The sequence below is a fragment of the Candidatus Hepatincolaceae symbiont of Strigamia maritima genome, assembly GCF_055505085.1.
The window spans coordinates 1-19,529 of the sequence record NZ_DBKDTU010000191.1 but is presented as its reverse complement, the minus strand read 5'-3'; the positions used below and the strand labels follow the sequence as shown (position 1 = coordinate 19,529).

18 protein-coding genes are annotated in these 19,529 nt (G+C 30.0%); all 18 read left to right on the top strand.

Features of this window, described 5'->3' with window-relative positions; translation table 11 throughout:
• The first annotated feature begins 76 nt into the window (after positions 1-76).
• Positions 77-1,033: an acetyl-CoA carboxylase carboxyltransferase subunit alpha gene (locus tag ACQCX0_RS05225; protein WP_462563112.1), complete on the top strand. Its 957-nt coding sequence runs from the start codon at positions 77-79 to the stop codon at positions 1,031-1,033.
• A 242-nt stretch (positions 1,034-1,275) separates the two neighbouring features.
• Positions 1,276-1,620 (top strand): DNA-directed RNA polymerase subunit omega, encoded by a 345-nt coding sequence (rpoZ, locus tag ACQCX0_RS05220; protein WP_462563111.1) that lies wholly within the window; start codon positions 1,276-1,278, stop codon positions 1,618-1,620.
• 68 nt (positions 1,621-1,688) lie between these two features.
• Positions 1,689-3,794: a RelA/SpoT family protein gene (locus tag ACQCX0_RS05215; protein ID WP_462563110.1), complete on the top strand. Its 2,106-nt coding sequence runs from the start codon at positions 1,689-1,691 to the stop codon at positions 3,792-3,794.
• Complete coding sequence (locus tag ACQCX0_RS05210) at positions 3,791-4,537, top strand: pyridoxine 5'-phosphate synthase (protein WP_462563109.1); 747 nt, start codon at positions 3,791-3,793, stop codon at positions 4,535-4,537. The genes ACQCX0_RS05215 and ACQCX0_RS05210 overlap by 4 nt, the downstream gene beginning before the upstream one ends.
• Before the next feature lie 13 nt (positions 4,538-4,550).
• Complete coding sequence (gene acpS, locus ACQCX0_RS05205; RefSeq protein WP_462563108.1) at positions 4,551-5,066, top strand: holo-ACP synthase; 516 nt, start codon at positions 4,551-4,553, stop codon at positions 5,064-5,066.
• A 24-nt stretch (positions 5,067-5,090) separates the two neighbouring features.
• Positions 5,091-5,849 (top strand): signal peptidase I, encoded by a 759-nt coding sequence (lepB, locus tag ACQCX0_RS05200; protein ID WP_462563107.1) that lies wholly within the window; start codon positions 5,091-5,093, stop codon positions 5,847-5,849.
• Positions 5,846-6,559, top strand: coding sequence for a ribonuclease III (gene rnc / locus ACQCX0_RS05195; RefSeq protein WP_462563106.1), 714 nt, complete (start codon positions 5,846-5,848; stop codon positions 6,557-6,559). Before lepB ends, rnc begins: the two co-directional genes overlap by 4 nt.
• Before the next feature lie 91 nt (positions 6,560-6,650).
• The gene (gene era / locus ACQCX0_RS05190) at positions 6,651-7,727 is read left to right on the top strand and encodes a GTPase Era (RefSeq protein WP_462563105.1); all 1,077 of its coding nucleotides are present in this window, start codon (positions 6,651-6,653) and stop codon (positions 7,725-7,727) included.
• A gap of 82 nt (positions 7,728-7,809) precedes the next feature.
• On the top strand, positions 7,810-8,625 hold the full coding sequence (gene recO / locus ACQCX0_RS05185; protein ID WP_462563104.1) for a DNA repair protein RecO: 816 nt from the start codon (positions 7,810-7,812) through the stop codon (positions 8,623-8,625).
• Between the two features lie 221 nt (positions 8,626-8,846).
• The gene (locus ACQCX0_RS05180) at positions 8,847-8,975 is read left to right on the top strand and encodes a hypothetical protein (RefSeq protein ID WP_462563103.1); all 129 of its coding nucleotides are present in this window, start codon (positions 8,847-8,849) and stop codon (positions 8,973-8,975) included.
• 419 nt (positions 8,976-9,394) lie between these two features.
• Positions 9,395-9,832, top strand: coding sequence for an RpiB/LacA/LacB family sugar-phosphate isomerase (locus ACQCX0_RS05175; RefSeq protein ID WP_462563102.1), 438 nt, complete (start codon positions 9,395-9,397; stop codon positions 9,830-9,832).
• 6 nt (positions 9,833-9,838) lie between these two features.
• The gene (gene glyA / locus ACQCX0_RS05170) at positions 9,839-11,137 is read left to right on the top strand and encodes a serine hydroxymethyltransferase (protein ID WP_462563101.1); all 1,299 of its coding nucleotides are present in this window, start codon (positions 9,839-9,841) and stop codon (positions 11,135-11,137) included.
• A 56-nt stretch (positions 11,138-11,193) separates the two neighbouring features.
• Positions 11,194-11,682, top strand: a complete 489-nt coding sequence (locus tag ACQCX0_RS05165; protein WP_462563100.1) for a transcription antitermination factor NusB — start codon at positions 11,194-11,196, stop codon at positions 11,680-11,682.
• A 62-nt stretch (positions 11,683-11,744) separates the two neighbouring features.
• Positions 11,745-12,749, top strand: a complete 1,005-nt coding sequence (gene thiL / locus ACQCX0_RS05160; protein ID WP_462563099.1) for a thiamine-phosphate kinase — start codon at positions 11,745-11,747, stop codon at positions 12,747-12,749.
• Positions 12,750-13,019: 270 nt separating this feature from the next.
• Positions 13,020-14,351 (top strand): proline--tRNA ligase, encoded by a 1,332-nt coding sequence (proS, locus tag ACQCX0_RS05155; protein ID WP_462563098.1) that lies wholly within the window; start codon positions 13,020-13,022, stop codon positions 14,349-14,351.
• 7 nt (positions 14,352-14,358) lie between these two features.
• Complete coding sequence (locus ACQCX0_RS05150; protein ID WP_462563097.1) at positions 14,359-15,612, top strand: lipoprotein-releasing ABC transporter permease subunit; 1,254 nt, start codon at positions 14,359-14,361, stop codon at positions 15,610-15,612.
• A complete protein-coding gene (locus ACQCX0_RS05145; protein WP_462563096.1) occupies positions 15,605-16,297 on the top strand; it encodes an ABC transporter ATP-binding protein in 693 nt (230 codons plus the stop codon). Before ACQCX0_RS05150 ends, ACQCX0_RS05145 begins: the two co-directional genes overlap by 8 nt.
• Positions 16,290-19,529 (top strand): DNA polymerase III subunit alpha (gene dnaE / locus ACQCX0_RS05140; protein WP_462563095.1); only part of this gene is annotated, 3,240 nt, incomplete at its 3' end. The genes ACQCX0_RS05145 and dnaE, both read left to right, overlap by 8 nt.

The window sequence follows — 19,529 nt, the reverse complement described above, 5'->3', positions numbered from 1 at the left end:
GCGACCACCGAGATCTACACTCTTTCCCTACACGACGCTCTTCCGATCTAACGTAGAATAAATAGGTAATAAGTTCGTGGAGAATTTTTTAGATTTTGAAAATGATATAGCTCACGTATCATCTAAAATTAAATCCTTGGAGGATAATAAATCTTCAGAGGTAAATATGAATGCTGAAATAGCAAGTCTTACTCGTAAATATAATCAGTTATTAGAAAAAATCTATGCAAATTTAACTCCCTGGCAAAAAGTATTAGTAGCTAGGCATCCTGATAGACCAAAGGCTTTAGATTATATTAATCTGCTAATTAATAATTTTACCCCCTTAAGCGGTGATAGATTATTTGCAGAAGATAAAGCCATAGTAGGGGGATTGGGGATTTTTAAAGAGCAACCGGTTATGGTTATAGGAATAGAAAAAGGACATGATTTAGATACAAGATTAGAGCATAATTTTGGTATGGCAAAGCCTGAAGGGTATAGAAAAGCTAGTAGATTAATGAGGTTAGCAGATAAATTCTCTCTACCTATTATTGTATTTGTAGATACTGCAGGAGCTTACCCCGGTCAGGAAGCAGAAGAAAGAGGGCAGGGAGAGGCTATAGCAAAATCTATTCAAACCTGTTTGAATATAAGCACACCGCTTATCAATATTATTATTTCTGAGGGTGGCTCTGGTGGAGCAATAGCTGTGGCTACCGGAGATTATGTTATTATGTTAGAACATGCCGTTTATTCCGTTATTTCTCCTGAGGGTTGTGCGTCTATTTTATGGCATGATGATAAAATGGCGGAAAAAGCAGCTACAAGGTTAGCTCTAACAGCACAGGATCTATTAAAATTTAATATTATTGATAAAATAGTTAAAGAACCCATAGGCGGAGCTCATAGAAAAAAGGAAGAAATCATACGCATAGTTGGCAAAGAGATTCAAATAGGATTAAAATTATTGCTTAATACTAATCCCCATGCACGTAAAATTAAGAAACATAATAGGTTCTTGAATATCGGAAGTATCAAAAAGAAGAAATAATTCTCGTAATGCATACTTTTAACTTTCTAACTAATTACCTAAGATAAGTTAAAAGTATACTAATAGCAACTCTTTATAAACTATACAATAAGATTTTTTAAAATAAAAATCCTATTACTTAAGGTAATAATAATATAGGATTGCACAATATTTTAAACAATAAATTTGTTTGACTAACCTCTAAGAACATTATATGATATTGAGATAATTAAATAATAAAGAAAACTAAAGGATATAAATATATGGGCAGAGTAACCGTAGAGAAATGTTTAGCTAATGTAAGTAGCCATTTTGATTTAATATTATTGGCAGCTCTTAGAGCTAAAGAATTATCTCTTGGGAAAAAATCTACTATTGAGCGTAAGGGTAGTAAAAATCATGTTATTTCTTTAAGAGAAATTGAAGAAGTAACCATAGATTTAGAAGTCCTGAAAAAGAACTTGATTGCTAAAATAAATAATCCTCATGTAGTTGATGATGATGAAGAAAATAACGAAAATAATGTAGAAATTTTAGAAGAACTTAGAAATGAAGAATTTCTTCCAGGGGAGTTAGAAGAAATACAAGAAGTAGAGTCTATAAAATAATAAGCTTCTTTCTCTTATTAATAACATTATTTTACATTTATAATTACTAACTTATGAGGTCGCTTGAGTTGGAACTTAATAGTTACTTATCAAGGGTTTTAGAATTAAATCCTAATTTAGACCAAGAATTACTAAAAAAAGCTTATATTATAGCTCAAGAAGGACATAAGGATCAAATAAGAGATTCCGGACAGCCTTATTTGATTCACCCAATAGAAGTATCGCTAATTTTAGCAAGTTATCGGCTTGATACTTCTACAATTGTTACAGCTCTATTGCATGATGTAATAGAAGATACCTCTTTTACTTATGATGATATTAAACAAGAGTTTGGGGAAGATATTGCCAAATTAGTCTATGGGGTGACTAATCTTAACAAAATTAAATTTAGTTCTCAAGAAGAAGAAGAATACGAAAATTTACGAAAATTTATTTTAGCTATAGCTGAAGATATTAGAGTTTTATTGGTAAAACTTACCGATAGACTTCACAATATGCGTACCATTGATTTTATTAAAAATATAGATAGAAAAAAACGTATAGCTAAACAAACTTTAGAAATTTATGTTCCTCTGTCTGAAAGGATAGGTTTAATGGATATAAAGGGGGAGCTAGAAGATTTAGCATTTAAAGTTTTAGAACCTGAGGTAAGACAGTCAATTATTAATAAGTTAGAAAATATTAAAGAAAGTTCTCAGATAGAAATTGATTATATTCATAAAGAATTAAATAAAACTATTGAAAAAGCTAAGATTAAAGGGGAAGTTTTCGGTAGAATTAAAAGACCCTACTCAATTTGGAGAAAAATTCGTGATAAAGAAACTACTTTTGACAATATTTACGATATTATAGCTTTTAGGGTAATTGTAGATACCACTGAGGATTGTTATAGAGTTTTAGGAAATATTCATTGTAGATATAGGGTCATGTTCTCTAAATTTAAAGATTATATAAGCAGTCCTAAACTCAATGGTTATAAGTCTTTACATACTAGCATTTTTGTTAAAAATAATCTTATTATAGAAGTACAAATTAGAACCAAGTATATGCATGAAGCGGCAGAATTAGGTTTCACCTCACATTGGAACTATAAAAATGCAGTAAGTGAGAAAGATATCAGAGAATACTCTTGGTTAAGAAATATTGTAAGTATTATGAATGCTACTGATATTAATGTAAAGGAGCGTTATGAGTATACTAAAATGGAGATCTTCTCCGACCAAATTTTTTTATTTACTCCTAAAGGTATGATAGTAAGATTGCCCAAAGATGCTAATATAATAGATTTTGCCTATCAAATTCATAGTGAGTTAGGCAATCATTGTGTTGGGGGAAAGGTTGATGGTGTATATAAATCTATTTTTACCCAGCTAACTAACGGACAAGTAGTAGAGATTTTATCAGATACTAAACAAGAACCTGATATTACTTGGTTAAATCATGTAAAAACAGGGCATGCCAGTGGTTTTATTAAAAGATATTTAAAATTGCAGAGAAAAGAAGTAATTAAGAATACTGCGGAAAAAGTAATAAATTACGCTTTTGAAAAAGAGGGATATAAATATTATCCGGAATTTATTCCTAATCTTCTTAATAAATTAGGCGTAGACTCTGAACATGATTTTTATGAACAAGTAATTGAGGGTAAGATTAAATTAGATAAAGTTATTAAAGTTATTTATAAAGATGCAAAAATTAGTAAAAAAATCCAACAGGATAATGCCTTTATTGTAATTGATGATTTGAAGAATTCTACCATAGAAATGGGGCAATGTTGTTATCCTCTACCGGGAGATAATATTGTGGGGATTTTAATTCCTGGGCAAACCATTGAGGTACATAATTATTTATGTGAAAATCTAAAATCTAAACTCTTAAATAATTTTCCTATGGTAAATATTATTTGGTCTTCTCAACAGGAAAATGAAGAGGCAGTTTATTTATCACGTATTGTAATTTATGCTCTTAATCATCTGGGATCCATTGCAGATATCGTTGCCTTTCTATATAAAGAAGGAATTAATATTATTAATATTGCTATGGAAGATAACAGATTTAACATTTATAGGTTATATTTAGTTATTGAGACAGCTAATTTACATAAATTAAATAGTTTAATAGATAAATTAAGTTTTGTGAAAAGTATCCAAGAGGTAAAAAGGGATATCAAATGAATAAACTAAGATTAGGTGTAAATATAGACCATGTAGCTACTCTAAGGAATGCCAGATTTGAAGGTTACCCTAATGTAATTAAGGTGGCACAATTTGCAGAACAAGCTGGTGCTGATTTAATTACAGCACATTTAAGGGAAGATAGACGTCATATTACAGATAAAGATATATACGACCTAAAGTCTCAGTTAATAAAACCGCTAAATATGGAATTAGCACTGAATTCTGAGATTATTAACCTAGCTTTGGAAATAAAACCGTATATTGTTTGTATTGTTCCTGAACGTAGGGAAGAGGTAACTACTGAGGGTGGCATAGATGTTTTGGCTAACTATGATAAACTAAATAAAGTAATAAAATTATTCCATGCTAAGGAAATAGGAGTATCTTTATTTATAGATGCCAGTGAAAAACAAATAGCTGCAGCAAAATCTCTAGAAGTAAAAGCAATTGAGATTCATACCGGTACCTATGCTAATTCCTTTATTAAGTCAAGTACTATAAGTAGTAGTACAAGGAAAGAATTAGAAAAAATTCAAACCTGTGCTAAGTTAGCTCATGATTTAAAAATAGAAGTACATGCAGGGCATGGTTTAAATTATGAAAATGTACAAGATATAGCTAAGATATCTGAGATTTGTGAACTTAATATCGGTCATTTTTTAATTAGTCAAGCTATCTTTATCGGTCTTGAGGCAAGTATTAAAAAGATGTTAGCAATTATCAAAGAGATAAGAGGTTAATAGAAATAAGAAGTTGATACAAGGTATAGGAACTGATATTGTTAATATTAAGAGAATAGAAACCATTATAATAAAATTTGGGCAGAGATTTATTAAAAGAATCTTTACAATTGAAGAAATTTTCTCAAATCTGCAACTCTCTTTATTAGAGCCTTCTATATTAGAAGCTTTAACCCTTATGGAAGATAATAAGGTCTTACCCTCTAAAAGATTAGAAGGGGAGAATAGGAGTAGTATTTGTGAAAAACAAACACTAGATTCTATTAAGCTAGAAAGTATAATAGCTTTTATAGCTAAAAGATTTGCTGCTAAAGAAGCTTTTGCTAAAGCCGTAGGATTAGGTATTGGGAAATTATCTTTTAGAGATATTGCTATTTTCTCAAAAACCAATAAAGTACCTTTTATTAAATTATCATTACAGGGTGAGAAATTAGTAAAAGAGCATTTAAAAATAGAAACATTACAGATACACCTCTCATTAAGTGATGATTATCCCTATGCGGTTGCATTTGTAATAGTATCTAATTAATTTAACAATAAAAGGATTTTTTATATGCAAAAAATGAAACAAAAAATTACTAAAAAGCAAAATATACTTACAAGTATTAAAGATAATTTGAAATCCATTTTAATAGCCTTAGCGATTGCTTTATTGATTAGAAGTTTTTTAATTCAAGCTTTTGTAATTCCTTCAGGTTCTATGAAACCTACGCTATTAGAGGGGGATTATATTTTTGTAACCAAATTTAGTTATGGTTATTCTAAACATTCGCTACCCTTTTCTCTACCCCTAATACCAAGTAGAATTTTTTATACGGTACCTAAAAGGGGGGATGTAGTGGTTTTTAAAGTACCCAGTGATAATTCTACGGATTATATTAAACGAATTATAGGACTTCCTGGAGATAAAGTAGAGTTAATTAACTCTGTGGTGTATGTTAATAATTTGCCTATTATTAAGGAACAAATCGGTACAACTAAAGATATGCCTAACTATACTTTAAATGTATATAAAGAAAATATTAAAGAAAACCATTATAATAAAACTTTTTTCACTTGGGGATTCCCTCAGGGGATAAACAAATTAGACTATATTAGTGCTTTTTATGTACCCAAAGATATGTTTTTTGTAATGGGTGATAATAGGCATTTTTCAAAGGATAGTAGATTCCAAGAAGTAGGATTTATTCCTAAGGAAAACTTAGTAGGGAAGGCTCAAATAATTTTCTTTTCTATTGAGGGTTATTTCCTAGAATTCTGGAAATGGTTCACAGAAATACGATTTTGGAGGATATTTAAAATAATAAAATGATTAAGAGTTTTAATTTATTAGAAAAGACACTTTGTTATGTTTTTCAGAATAAAATGTATTTACATAATGCACTGCTACATAGCAGTAGTGTGAATAAAAATAATTCGGCTGAGCATGCTACATCTAATGAATGCTTAGAATTTTTAGGGGATAGGATTTTAGCTTTTATTTTGGCAGAAGAGTTATATATAAGATTTCACGGTGAAACAGAGGGTTTATTAGCAGAATATATAGCATATTTAAGTTCTAAGGAGGTTTTATATCAGGTAGCGATTAAATTAAGATTAGATAAAAATATTATTTCTTTTAGTGGTTCTGTTATAACAAAACAAAAAAATATTATGGTAGATGCTTGCGAAGCAATTATTGCGGCAATATATTTAGATGGTGGGATAGGTGCTGCTAAAACCTTTATTTTAAATAAATGGGAAGAATATATCAAGAGTTATAATAAGAGCGTTAATATTACTTTTAACCCTAAATCTTTTTTACAGGAATGGTCACAGAAAAGACATTTACCTATTCCTATTTACCGAGAAATAAAAAGAGAAGGGGTTGAACATAATCCTCAGTTTTGGATTAGTGTCTTTATTGAAGGATACGATCCCTTGATTGGTGAAGGTAAGAGTAAACAGAAGGCAGAAAAGGTTGCTGCGGAAAACTTTATTAATAAATATATTATAGAGCTAAATTCTAAAAATAAACTCTAATGACCTATCTTATAAAATGTTATAAAAGTACTTAAGGGTTAGAGATTGCTAATTCCTAGTTTCAGTAAACTATTTAGGGAGTAACTATTGTTTGAAAAATACTAAAAAAAATGCTAAAGTAAGAATAACTGATATGGAGTTTACTACCCAAACAGTTATTGCAGAAAAAATTGCTAATAAAAAGTCTACCTCTAAAAAATCTGCTAATGAAAAACCTATGCAAACACAATCTCTCAATAAAGTACCTAACACAGAAACTATTAATACTGGAGGAATCAACAAAAAATTCGGCTTTGTACTTATCATCGGGGAAACCAATGCTGGCAAATCAACTCTAATTAATACTCTAATCGGTACTAAAATCACCACAGTATCCCATAAGGTACAATTAACTCGCAGTAAAATTCTAGGTATTTATACAGAGCAAAATTCACAAGTTGCATTTATTGATACGCCTGGTATTTTTAGTCCTAAGAATAATGTAGGTAAATCTATGGTTAAACTAGCTTATTCCCAAGTTAGTGAAGCTGATATTATTACCCTAATTATTGATGCTAAAAAAGGGCTTACAGAGCATGTGATTAATATTCTAAAGAGATTAAAACAAGAAAATTCTAAGGTAGTATTATTAATTAATAAGATTGATTTAATAGAGAAACCAAAACTTTTAGAATTGGCACAAAAATTAAGTAATTTATATAATTTTGCACGAGTTTTTATGATTTCAGCCTTAAAAAAACGTGGTATTACAGATTTTCTTAAATATATTACTACTAATATCCCCGTTGCAGAATGGTTATTTGATGAGGAACAAATCTCAGATGTCCCTATTTATAAACTAGCATCAGAAATTACCAGAGAAAAAATTTATGAATTACTGCATCAGGAGATTCCCTATAATGTTGCGGTGGAGAATGAGAAATGGCAGGAAACTAAAAATCATATCATCATTTATCAGGTAATTTATGTGGCAAAAAATAGCTATAAACAGATTATATTAGGTAAAGAGGGTTCTAAAATTAAAACTATTTCTATGAGGGCAAAAAATGAGTTGGCACAACTCTTTAATAAAAAGGTATCTCTTTATTTATATGTTAAAGTTGATGAGAAATGGCAGGAAAACCCCGATAGATATCTCTATTTAGGGTTAGATCCTCCTCAGGATTAATACTGGGCAAAATTAATTATCTCTTCCCCTATTATTTAAAAAATTTAATCAATAATTTATTATTCAGGATCTTAATAAAAACATGCAAATAGAGGATGAAGGTATTATTATCGGCAAAACTAAATATTCCGAAAGTAGCTTAATTTTATGTGTGTTTACAAAGAATCACGGTATTTATAAAGGGTTATTAAAAGGTGGTTTAACAAAATCAGGTAATACTTTATTGCAAATCGGGAATATTGTAGAAATAAAGTGGCGAGCTAGATTAGAAGAGCATTTAGGAATCTTCAACATAGAATTTAAAGAGAGTTATTTAAAATTCTTTTTTAATAAACCCTTAGAACTTTTATGTCTTACCTCAATAGCAGATCTACTACAAGCAGTAATCCCCGAAAGAGAGCAAAACAATGACCTCTATTCATTAAGTAAAAGTATCATTATTAGTTTAGCAAGTAATAAGTGGTTAATTTATTATATAAAATGGGAGCTTTATCTCTTAGAGCAAATAGGCTACGGCTTAGATTTATCAAGATGTGCGGTAAGCGGTGATGTGAGTGATTTATTCTATGTTTCTCCTAAAACAGGAAAAGCTGTAACTAAGGAGGTAGGAGAACCTTATAAGAATAGGTTGTTAATTCTGCCGGATTTTTTAAAGCCACAATCACTGTCTATAATAGAAAATAGTGTCAGGAAACTGCCAAATTTTTCTGAAATATCGGTAGTCACTATAACTTCTAACTTCCCACAGCATAGTTCTGCTATAGATATTACTAATGCCCTTCAGTTAAGCAGTTATTTTCTTAATAAATTTTGTCACGAACATAGAAGAACTATGCCGTTATCTAGATTAAATTTTTTTAATAAATATCTCATAGAACAAAGCAATTCTGCTAAATAAACTCTGATTTCCTGCTAAAAATTAGCAAAAAGTAGCATAGATTATCATTACTAATCTCTAAGATATTCATTCAAGTTTAAGGATATAGCTAAGCTTATTTTAATTTTAAACTTTTGACATAATGAGCTTATTAACGGTAATGCTATCACGATTTTCAACTTAAGGCCTTGATTATGTGTTTATTACAGATAATAACTGTATTTTAAAAGAGGTAAAGCACAGTGTTAAATATTACAAAAATTATTCCTAATAAAAATAAATATAACCGAAGTATTTCTAAGTTCTTTTATATTAATAAACAAAAGTTATGCGATGGAGTTAGGTATAAGTTAGGAGAATATAAAGAGTAAGGATATGGATTTGCATTGATGTAGCAAAAGCAAATCAAGCAGACATAAATGCCGTAGTAGATTTAAGATTAAGTACATATTTTTATTTAGAAGTCCCAGCAGAATATGATTTACAATCACTAATAGACATCAGGAATGAGCAACATAAAAACAATAGAAGTAAATTCAACTAGTATCAATTTAAAAGCTAGTTATATATTCTAACAATGAGTAGTTCTTTTACTTAAAGCAAAATAAAAAAGAAAAGAACTCCGCAAGAAAATCCACGCCACTACAACTTCAGCACACAAAGTCTGTCCGAAAGGGCAGGGGGTTTAATATCCCAAAGGCATATATAAAATAAAATAGATTTTTAGAGAAAATATCTAAAACTATGTTATAATTAGCATATTAATTTTTAGATAAGAAGAGAATATATAATGGTTGGGATTGTAATAGGGGCTGATCAACGCGGTTTTAGATTAAAAGAATTTTTAAAAACTGCTTTAGAAGGGACACATAATTTTATAGATGTTGGTTCGTTTGATGAAAATAGTATAGATTATCCTGATATGGTATTAGATGCGGTAAAGAAACTAGAAGTTAATCCGCAAACTGTGGGAATTTTAATTTGTGGCTCTGGGATCGGTGTTGCAATTGCAGCTAATAGGTATAAATTTATAAGAGCTGCTTTAGTAAGAGATCAAGAATCTGCTGTTTCTGCTAAGGAGCATAATAATGCTAATGTAATATGTTTAGCTGCGGATAAAACATTACCTAAAGATGCTTTAGGTTTAGTAAAATTATTTTTAGATGCAAAATTTTTAGAAGGTAGACATTTATCAAGAGTAGAAAAATTACAAAAATTGGGAGGCTAATACTTAGTGCCTAATTATAATAAACAACTAACCGTAGAACAGAATTTTTTTAATAATTCTTTAGAACAGCAAGATGATGTTTTATTAAAACTTATTAATAAAGAACTTAGTAGAGAGCAATATACTATTGAACTCATTGCTTCTGAGAATATTGTTTCAAAAGCAGTATTAGAGGCACAGGGAAGTATTCTTACTAATAAGTATGCAGAAGGTTATCCTTTAAAAAGATATTACGGGGGATGTGAAGTTGTAGATGAAATAGAAACATTGGCAATATCACGTGCTAAAGAATTATTCTCAGCAGAATTTGTAAATGTACAACCGCATTCAGGTAGTCAGGCTAATATGGCTGTGTATTTTGCTTTATTAAATCCTCATGATTCAATTTTAGGAATGTCGTTAAATTCAGGGGGGCATTTAACCCACGGGGCAAAGGTATCAGTTTCTGGGAAATGGCTTAATGCAACAGCTTATGAGGTAGATAAAGTAACTCAGGAAATCAACTATGAAGTAGTAGAAGCACTAGCTATTGAGCATAAACCCAAGCTAATTATCGCAGGAGGGAGTGCTTATTCTAAAATTATTGATTTTAATAAATTTAAAGAAATATCTAAAAAAGCCGGTGCGTATTTTATGGTAGACATGGCACATTTTGCTGGAATTGTAGCCACAGGTTTGTATCCTAACCCTCTGAAATATGCTGATATTGTAACTTCTACCACCCATAAAACTCTCAGGGGTCCTAGGGGCGGTTTAATTCTTACTAATAATGCTGAGATAGCTAAAAAGATTAACCCAGCAATTTTCCCAGGAATCCAAGGAGGACCTTTGATGCATATTATAGCTGCTAAGGCTGTGGCTTTTAAGGAAGCATTAACTAATGAATATAAAAAGTATATTTCCCAGATGTTAATTAATGCTAAAACCATGGTAAATTTCTTTATAGAAAATAATCTTAAAATAGTATCAAACGGCACTGAGACTCATCTTTTTTCTATTGATTTAACTTCTACCGGCTTAACCGGTAAAATAGTTGAGAATATACTTGATGAGGTTGCAATTACCTGTAATAAAAACTCTATTCCTTATGATCTAAAATCAGCGTTTTTAACTTCCGGAATTAGAATAGGAACCCCAGCTATAACAACCAGAGGTTTTACAGAAAAAGAAGTTTTGCAAGTAGCACGTGCTATTCTTAGGGTTATACAGAGCATAAATTCTGAAAGTTTAACCTTAGATTTGACCCTAAAACAACAAATAAGAGCTGAAATGCAGGATCTTTGTAAAAAATTTCCTATTTATTAAAAAATGAAGAAACTAAAATTATATTTATTTTAGTAGTATATTAAAAGATTAATAATATGAACCAAAAACCAGAAGCAGGATTTTCTGCCAGAGCTATGTCTAGAGTGGCTGCAATTCAAATTCTAACAGCTTTAAAAATACACCCTAAATCTAGTAATCAACAAGAAATTATAGATAAATTTCTTATAGGAAAAATGTGGCGAATAGGCTTACGGGAACAAAATATTTATTGTAAAGATATAGATAAGATCTTTTTATTGGAAATTATTAAAGAAGTGCAAAAAAAAGAGGAATTACTCTCTGAAATGCTAAAGAGTAGTTGTAGGGCAGATATAGATTTACAACAAATGGACCCTTTATTTAGTATAATATTAAAAGTAGCCACATGGGAATTATTAGAGTTTAAAGAAAATTCAGCTAATTTTTTAATTAGACAATACGGAGTTGTAGCCGAATTATTTTTTATTCCAAGTAATGTTTCATTAATTATAGCAATCATGTATGATTTAGCTAAAAAGATTAGAGATAATGAAGTTATACATTAAGAATTTTCTAAAATTGATAAATAATAAGATATATTAAATAGTAATGATAAAAAGAAAAAATTATGTTTATTAATGAATATCAGCTGATAGATAAATATTTTAAACCGTTAGCTCAAAAAAATAAACTAGCTTTTAATTTAGAAGATGATGCATCTCTATTTACATTAAAAGGAAATATTAAAGGAGTTATTACCACAGATACACTTATTGCCGAAAAACATTTTGTAATAAGCAATACTCCGGAGAGTATAGCGGCTAAAGCTTTAGGAGTTAATTTATCAGATTTAGCAGCTATGGGAGCAACCCCTAAGTTTTTTACTCTCTCTTTAGCATTAGCAGAGCAACAACCTATAACAGAAAACTGGATTAGGAAATTTTGTGAAAGTTTAAATGAATTACAGAATAAGTATAAATGTTATCTAATAGGAGGAGACACCACTTTAGGTGAAGGAAAACTTACTATTACTATTACTGCAGTGGGTGAAATTCCACACAAACAAAAACCTTTATTGCGTAGTAAAGCTAAAGAGGGGGATGCAATTTTTGTTAGTAATACCATAGGTGATGCTTATCTGGGATTAAAACTACTACAAAACCCTAATGATAATCTATTCAAAGATCTAACTACTGTAGAAAAAGAATTTTTAATTAATAGCTCTTGTTCCCCTAATCCTCAGGTAGCTTTAGGTACTTTTTTACCTATGTATAGTAGATGTTGTTCTGATATATCCGATGGGTTAGCTATAGATTTAGAAAGAATAGGTACTTTATCTAAGGTAAGCTGTGAAATTTTTCTTAATAAAATTCCTTTATCTAGTGGAGCTACTAAGGTATGTAATGATAATCCTTTAGAGATTACTAACCTAATTAGTGGGGGAGATGATTATCAATTAATATTTACAATCCCGTATAAAAATAGAATTAAATTTCTATTAGCTTTAAGTAAAAGTATGACCAGAATTACCCAAATAGGACAAATACAACCCTATAGCGGTACCTCATTAATTGTAAGAGATAGTAGTAACCAAATAGTTACCCTTGCCAAAAAAGGATTTACTCACTTTTAAGTAGTGTAGTATAAAAAATAGCACTACTAAGAACAGCAAAAGCTCTTTATAAGAAATATCTATTTTATTATTACTCATAATATAAATATTAATATATTATATCACATAATTAATATGTCTATAACACATACAATTTAATCATCTTACACGGTTATAGATAAATCCTTACTTCTTCGCTATTTATAAAATTATTAATTTCTTTATTGAAAAACCGTAACTATCAACCTATTATAATAATAAGTTAGTAATTATATAGGATATCTTAAAAACATGTTGTTTTCTAAATACTTTTTACCCCTAATTAAAGAAAATCCTAAGGAAGCCGCTATAGTTTCTCATTCTTTAATGCTTAAATGTGCTATGATTAGGCAAAATTCAGCCGGTATCTATACTTTTCTTCCGATGGGCTTAAAAGTCTTACAAAATATTAGTAATATTATTAGAGATGAACTTAATAAAACAGGAGCATGTGAAATTTTAATGTCTACTATTCAAACTGCTACACTTTGGAAAGAAAGCGGTCGGTACGATGACTATGGAAAAGAGATGCTTAGAATAACAGATAGACATCAGAAAGAATTGTTGTACGGTCCTACTAATGAAGAGCAAATCAGCCAAATTATAAGGGATAATACCCAAAGTTATAAAGATTTTCCTTTAAATTTATATCAAATTCAATGGAAGTTCCGAGATGAAGTTAGACCAAGATTTGGCTTAATGCGAGGGCGAGAATTTTTAATGAAGGATGCTTATTCCTTTGATTTAACAAAAGAAGAGGGATTAATTAGCTATAAAAAGATGTTTGTTTGTTACCTTAAAATTTTTGAAAGATTAGGATTACAAGCTATACCTATGCAGGCTGATACCGGACCAATCGGAGGTGATAACAGTCATGAATTCATTATTTTAGCAAATACCGGAGAAAGTGAAGTTTATTGTGATAAAAGAATCTTAGAATTAAATTTATTTGAAAAACTGGTAAATTATGAGGACAATCTAGATAATATTATACAGTCTTATACTAAGCTTTATGCGGTAACTGAAGATAAATTTAATGAAAATGATAATGATTATTTAAAAAATAAAGAATATATTATTCAAAAACGAGGCATAGAAGTCGGGCATGTCTTTTGGTTTGCTGATAAATATAGCTCTCCTATGGGTTTAAAAGTACAAAACGCCCAAGGTGATCAAGTAACACCACTGATGGGTTCTTACGGGATAGGAATATCACGCTTGCTTGGTGCTATAATTGAGGCAACCCATGATGCTAAGGGTATTGTTTGGCATAAAGCTATAGCTCCTTTTTTAGTTATGATTAATCCTTTAACGCTTGATAAGGATGTTTATGATTTAGCTAATAAAATATATCAAGAATTAATTAGCAAAGGGATTGATACTATGCTTTATGATAAAGCAGATACCATAGGAACAAAATTAAATACGGCTGATTTGTTAGGCTTTCCTTATCAAATTAATATTGGAAGTAAGGGTCTTGTTAAGAGAATATTGGAATTTAAAATTAGAAAAACCGGACAAATAATAGAAATTCCTATGGATAGTAATATAGATTATATAATTACTCTAATAAATGCTAATTAGGAAAGACATGTTTTTATTTTCTAAACTAGAGATTTTTATTGCTTTCAGATATCTTAAGACTAAAAGAAAAGAGAGTTTTATTTCCTTTATATCAATGTGCTCATTAGTAGGGATTGTCTTAGGCATAGGTGCATTAATTAGTATTATGTCGGTTATGAATGGCTTCAGGGCGGAGATGGTAAATAATCTAATAGGCTTTAATGGGCATGTTATAGTTACCGGTAAAGAACATAATTATCTTGATAACTACAATAGCTATTTGGAAAAATTTAAAACTTTAGCTAAGGTAAAATCTGTAGGAGCAATTATTGACAGCCAAGTATTAATTAATGCTAAGGGCTTTAGTACTGGAAGTTTAGTTAGGGCAATGGATTTCTCTGATATAAAAAATCGTCCTATTTTAATTAGTAATTTAAGCTCACAAAAACTACCTGATTTTGCTAAAGGAGAGAGGGTAGCAATAATAGGTAAATGGTTAGCTCTTAATTTAAGATTAAATATAGGAGATAATTTTACCATAATTTCTCCTAACGGAATCACCACAATATTTGGTTCAACCCCAAGATCTACTACTTTTAGGGTAATAGCAACCTTTAATACTGGAATGTATGAATATGATAATAATATGATAATTATTCCACTTAGTATGGGGCAGGAACTTTTTAACTTTAAGGGGTTCACTCAAAAAATAGAAATTTTTACGGATATTCCTCAGAATAGTACCTTAATAAAAAATACTCTTAATAAAGAGTTCCCTAAGATTGCTGTAAGAACTTGGCAGGAGAGCAATCATTACTTTATGTCGGCTTTGGATATGGAAAGAAATGTAATGTTTTTAATATTAAGCTTAATTATTCTCATTGCTAATTTTAATATAATTTCTGGGCTTGTAATGTTAGTAAAGAGTAAGTATAAAGAAATTGCTATTTTAAGAACACTAGGACTCTCTCAAAAAAATATTAAAAATATTTTTTTACTAATCGGTTTAAAAATAGGTTTTCTAGGGACATTTTATGGTACGATTTTAGGTTTATTAATAGCGTATTTTGCAGAAGATATCAGGCAATTTATTTACCTAATTTTTAAAATTAATATTTTTGCAGAACAAATCTACTCTTTAAATAAACTACCCTCTGTTATTAATGTTTATCAAATAATTACTATTGTGGTTATGGCTTTGCTAAGTTCCTTCTTAGCTACTCTATATCCCTCATACAAGGCTGCAAAAATAGACCCAGCTAAAGGCTTAAAATATGACTAAACTAATTTTAGAAGCAAAAGCTATAAGAAAATCTTATAGTATTGCTAATAAGAAATATCTTATTTTTCAGGATTTAAACTTTTCTCTAAAAAAATCAGAAATTATAGCACTAATAGGACCAAGTGGCTCGGGTAAAACTAGTTTATTAAATATTCTAGGGTTATTAGATAATGAATTTAGCGGTGAGTTAAAAATAGCAGAAACTACTTGTAAGAATTTAAAAGATGAGGCTAAAAATAAAATCAGAATGCATAATTTAGGCTTTGTTTTTCAATTTCATCATTTATTACCAGATTTTACAGCTTTGGAGAATATTATGATTCCACAAATGTTAATCAAAACCAAACAGCAATATGAGATAAAAGCCAGAGCAAAAGATCTCTTAAGTAGAGTAGGATTAAAAGATAGAATGTATAGTTATCCCTCACAGTTATCAGGCGGAGAACAACAGAGAGTTGCCATAGTGAGAGCTCTGGTTAATTACCCCAAAATTCTTATAGCCGATGAACCAACGGGTAATTTAGATGTAAAGAATGCAAGCAGTTTCTTTAAATTAATTTTAGAGTTAGTTACACAGGAGGGTTTAGCATGTATTGTAGCTAGTCATGATTTAAACCTTATAAAAAATATACCTATAAGATATCAAATTGCTAAGCATAATTTGATAAGGGTAGAGAATGTTTAGTTTTATACATTTACGTTGCCATACTAATTATTCTATCGGAGAAGGATTAAACCTAGTAGCAGAATTACCTGAACTGTGTTTAAAACATAAAATGCCTGCCTTGGCTATTAGTGATACTAATAATATGTTCGGCGTTAGGGAATTTTCAAGTAAACTCTCAAGTAAAGGTATACAACCCATTATTGGTATGCAAATAAGCGTATTATACAATATAGATAATAATATTACTGATAATATGGTTAATAATTATCTATTAGGGAATGTGGTATTGTTAGCTACCTCTGAGGTTGGTTACTTAAATTTACTTAAATTGCACTCCATTGCTTATTTGCAGAAAAAGGTTACTAACATTTCTGAGATTTATATTGTTTATAAAGATCTCTTAATTTATTCAAAGGATGTTATTTGTTTGAGCGGGGGGAGTAATGGTTTATTAGCTAAGTCTATTGTAGTTAAGCAAGAAAAAATTAGTAACTTATTACTTGCAGAATTAAAAGAAGCTTTTAGAGATAATCTTTTTATAGAATTACACAGGCATTATGTAGAAGTTGATACTATAGTAGAGCCAACCTTACTGGATTTAGCTATCAAGTATAATGTGCCTATTGTGGCAACTAATGATGTATTTTATAAATACAAAATCGATTACGAAGCTAGTGATGTTTTACTATGTATTGGTGAGGGAAAAACTCTCAATGAAGTTTCACGGAAACAGTTAACTAAACATCATTACTTTAAAAGTCCGCTTGAGATGTTAGAACTTTTTAAAGATTTACCGGAAAGTACGGCTAATACTTTATATATAGCTCAAAAATGTACTTTTATTGTAGAGAAAAAACAACCGGTCCTCCCTAAATATTCAGAGGATGAAGAAACTTTAATTAAAGAACTCTCAAAAGCAGGATTACAAAGAAGGCTAGTAGAAGAAGGTATAATCTTAAAAGAGATTAATGTTGCTCTTAATAAACCAGAGATAGATATAGCTACTGCTAATATGCTGCAGGTAGAGGAAAAACCTCTTAAGCAACAGTCTAGTTCAAACTTAGAAATATCTCAGGACATTTATACTAAACGCTTGGAGTATGAGTTAGAAGTTATTACTAATATGGGCTTTGAAGGTTATTTCTTAATTGTGTCAGATTTTATAAAATGGGCAAAAGAATCTGATATTCCCGTTGGTCCTGGTAGAGGCTCTGGAGCAGGTTCTTTAGTAGCATGGGCTTTAAATATTACTGATGTTAATCCTATACGTTTTGGTTTACTATTTGAGAGATTTTTAAATCCTGATAGGATTTCTATGCCGGATTTTGATATTGATTTTTGCCAAGAACGTAGAGATGAGGTAATTAATTATGTAAAAAATAAATATGGGGAAGATAAAGTATCTCATATTATTACCTTTGGAACTCTCCAAACTAGAGCAGCACTTAGGGATGTAGGCAGGGCATTAGGAATGAGTTATATAGAGGTTGATAGTATCTGTAAAAGGATTCCTCATAGTGCTCCTAGTAATCCTATTACCATAAGAAAGGTTATTGATGAAGATAAAAATCTACAAGATGATATTGCTAAAAATGCAAAAGTAGGACGTTTGTTTGAGATAGCAGAAAAATTAGAAGGCTTTTATAGGAATGTTTCTACCCATGCCGCAGGAGTAATTATAGCTCCAGAGGCTTTAGATAAAATTGTACCTCTTTATTATGACAAAGATTCAAGTTTACCTTCAGCAGGCTTTAATATGAAGTTTGTAGAAGACTCAGGGTTAATTAAATTTGATTTTTTAGGGCTAAAAACCCTAACCGTAATTCATGATATTGTTAAACTTGTTAAGGAAATAGAAGATGATGATTTAAATGTACTCTCTTTTCCTCTTATTGAGCCTAAAATCGGAGCAATTATAGGAGCTGGTGAAACTTTAGGAATATTTCAACTAGAGAGTAAGGGCATGCGAGATATTCTAAAGCAGATAAAACCTGATAGAATTGAAGATATCATTGCTATTATTTCTTTATACAGACCAGGACCCATGGAGAATATTCCGACATATATTAATAGAAAATCCGGTAAGGAACAAATAACATACTTACATCCTAAAATGTCTGATATTTTAGCAGAAACTTACGGTATTATGATTTATCAGGAACAAGTTATGCAAGTAGCACAAGTTTTAGCCGGTTATTCCTTAGGAGAAGCTGATCTTTTAAGAAGAGCTATGGGGAAAAAAGATCCTAAAGAGATGCAACAACAAAAAACTAAATTTGTAGAAGGTGCTTATGCTAATAAGATTAATAAAACGTTGGCAGAGGAAATTTTCGAATTAGTGGCTAAATTTGCAGGTTACGGCTTTAATAAATCCCATGCAACGGCTTATGCTTTAATTTCATGGCAAACTGCTTATTTAAAAGTTTTTTATAAGGCAGAATTTATTGCAATATCTATGAGTTATGAGTTAAATGATCTAGCTAAACTCTTAGAATTTGTAGAAGAAGCCAAGCGTGCTAAAATTACTATTTTACCACCGAATATTAATAAACCTAGTGTTAAATTTCAAATAGAAAAAGACGAATTTGGTAATAAAGCTATTAGATATTGTTTAAACGCTTTAAAAGGAATTAATCAACATTTATTAGTTTATGCTAAAACGGATGTTGTAGAACAGGGTAATTATAACTCTATTGAGAATTTCTTAAGCAGAATTCCAAGAAATTTAATTAATAAAAAAAGTTTAGAGGCATTATTTAAAGCAGGAGCTTTTGATGAATTAGAACCAAATCGTAAAAAATTAGTTGAAAATATAGGAAAGATGATAGATTTTAGTATTTTAATAACAGAATCTAAAAACAGCATCCAAATTGGTCTTTTTGGCGAAGTAGATAGCATCGATAATAGTATTACCCTAAAAATGCAAGATACTAACCCTTATACCCTACAAGAGCAAATGTTAGAGGAAAGTAATATTATAGGTTTTTTCTTTTCCAATCATCCATTGTCTGAATATGAGAAGATTATTAGTAAAAGTAGTATTAAGTACTATAATGATGTACTTGCGGATAAAAAAACTAATGCTACTATTACGGCTTGTTTAATGAAGATAAAGGTAAGTAAAACTAAAACCGGTACTAGATTTGCTACACTTACTTTATCTGATATGCAGAGTGTTTTTGAATTAATTATTTTCGGAGAAAAGTATTTTCAATTTAGAACACTTCTACATGAAGGTACTATTTATATT

Bases quoted from the DNA above. Each gene is read 5' to 3' on its own strand.
- ACQCX0_RS05145 (WP_462563096.1), top strand. From the start codon at position 15,605: ATGACTAAACTAATTTTAGAAGCAAAAGCTATAAGAAAATCTTATAGT.
- recO (WP_462563104.1), top strand. From the start codon at position 7,810: ATGCAAATAGAGGATGAAGGTATTATTATCGGCAAAACTAAATATTCC.
- rpoZ (WP_462563111.1), top strand. From the start codon at position 1,276: ATGGGCAGAGTAACCGTAGAGAAATGTTTAGCTAATGTAAGTAGCCAT.
- ACQCX0_RS05165 (WP_462563100.1), top strand. From the start codon at position 11,194: ATGAACCAAAAACCAGAAGCAGGATTTTCTGCCAGAGCTATGTCTAGA.
- ACQCX0_RS05210 (WP_462563109.1), top strand. From the start codon at position 3,791: ATGAATAAACTAAGATTAGGTGTAAATATAGACCATGTAGCTACTCTA.
- ACQCX0_RS05150 (WP_462563097.1), top strand. From the start codon at position 14,359: ATGTTTTTATTTTCTAAACTAGAGATTTTTATTGCTTTCAGATATCTT.
- proS (WP_462563098.1), top strand. From the start codon at position 13,020: ATGTTGTTTTCTAAATACTTTTTACCCCTAATTAAAGAAAATCCTAAG.
- thiL (WP_462563099.1), top strand. From the start codon at position 11,745: ATGTTTATTAATGAATATCAGCTGATAGATAAATATTTTAAACCGTTA.
- lepB (WP_462563107.1), top strand. From the start codon at position 5,091: ATGCAAAAAATGAAACAAAAAATTACTAAAAAGCAAAATATACTTACA.
- ACQCX0_RS05175 (WP_462563102.1), top strand. From the start codon at position 9,395: ATGGTTGGGATTGTAATAGGGGCTGATCAACGCGGTTTTAGATTAAAA.
- rnc (WP_462563106.1), top strand. From the start codon at position 5,846: ATGATTAAGAGTTTTAATTTATTAGAAAAGACACTTTGTTATGTTTTT.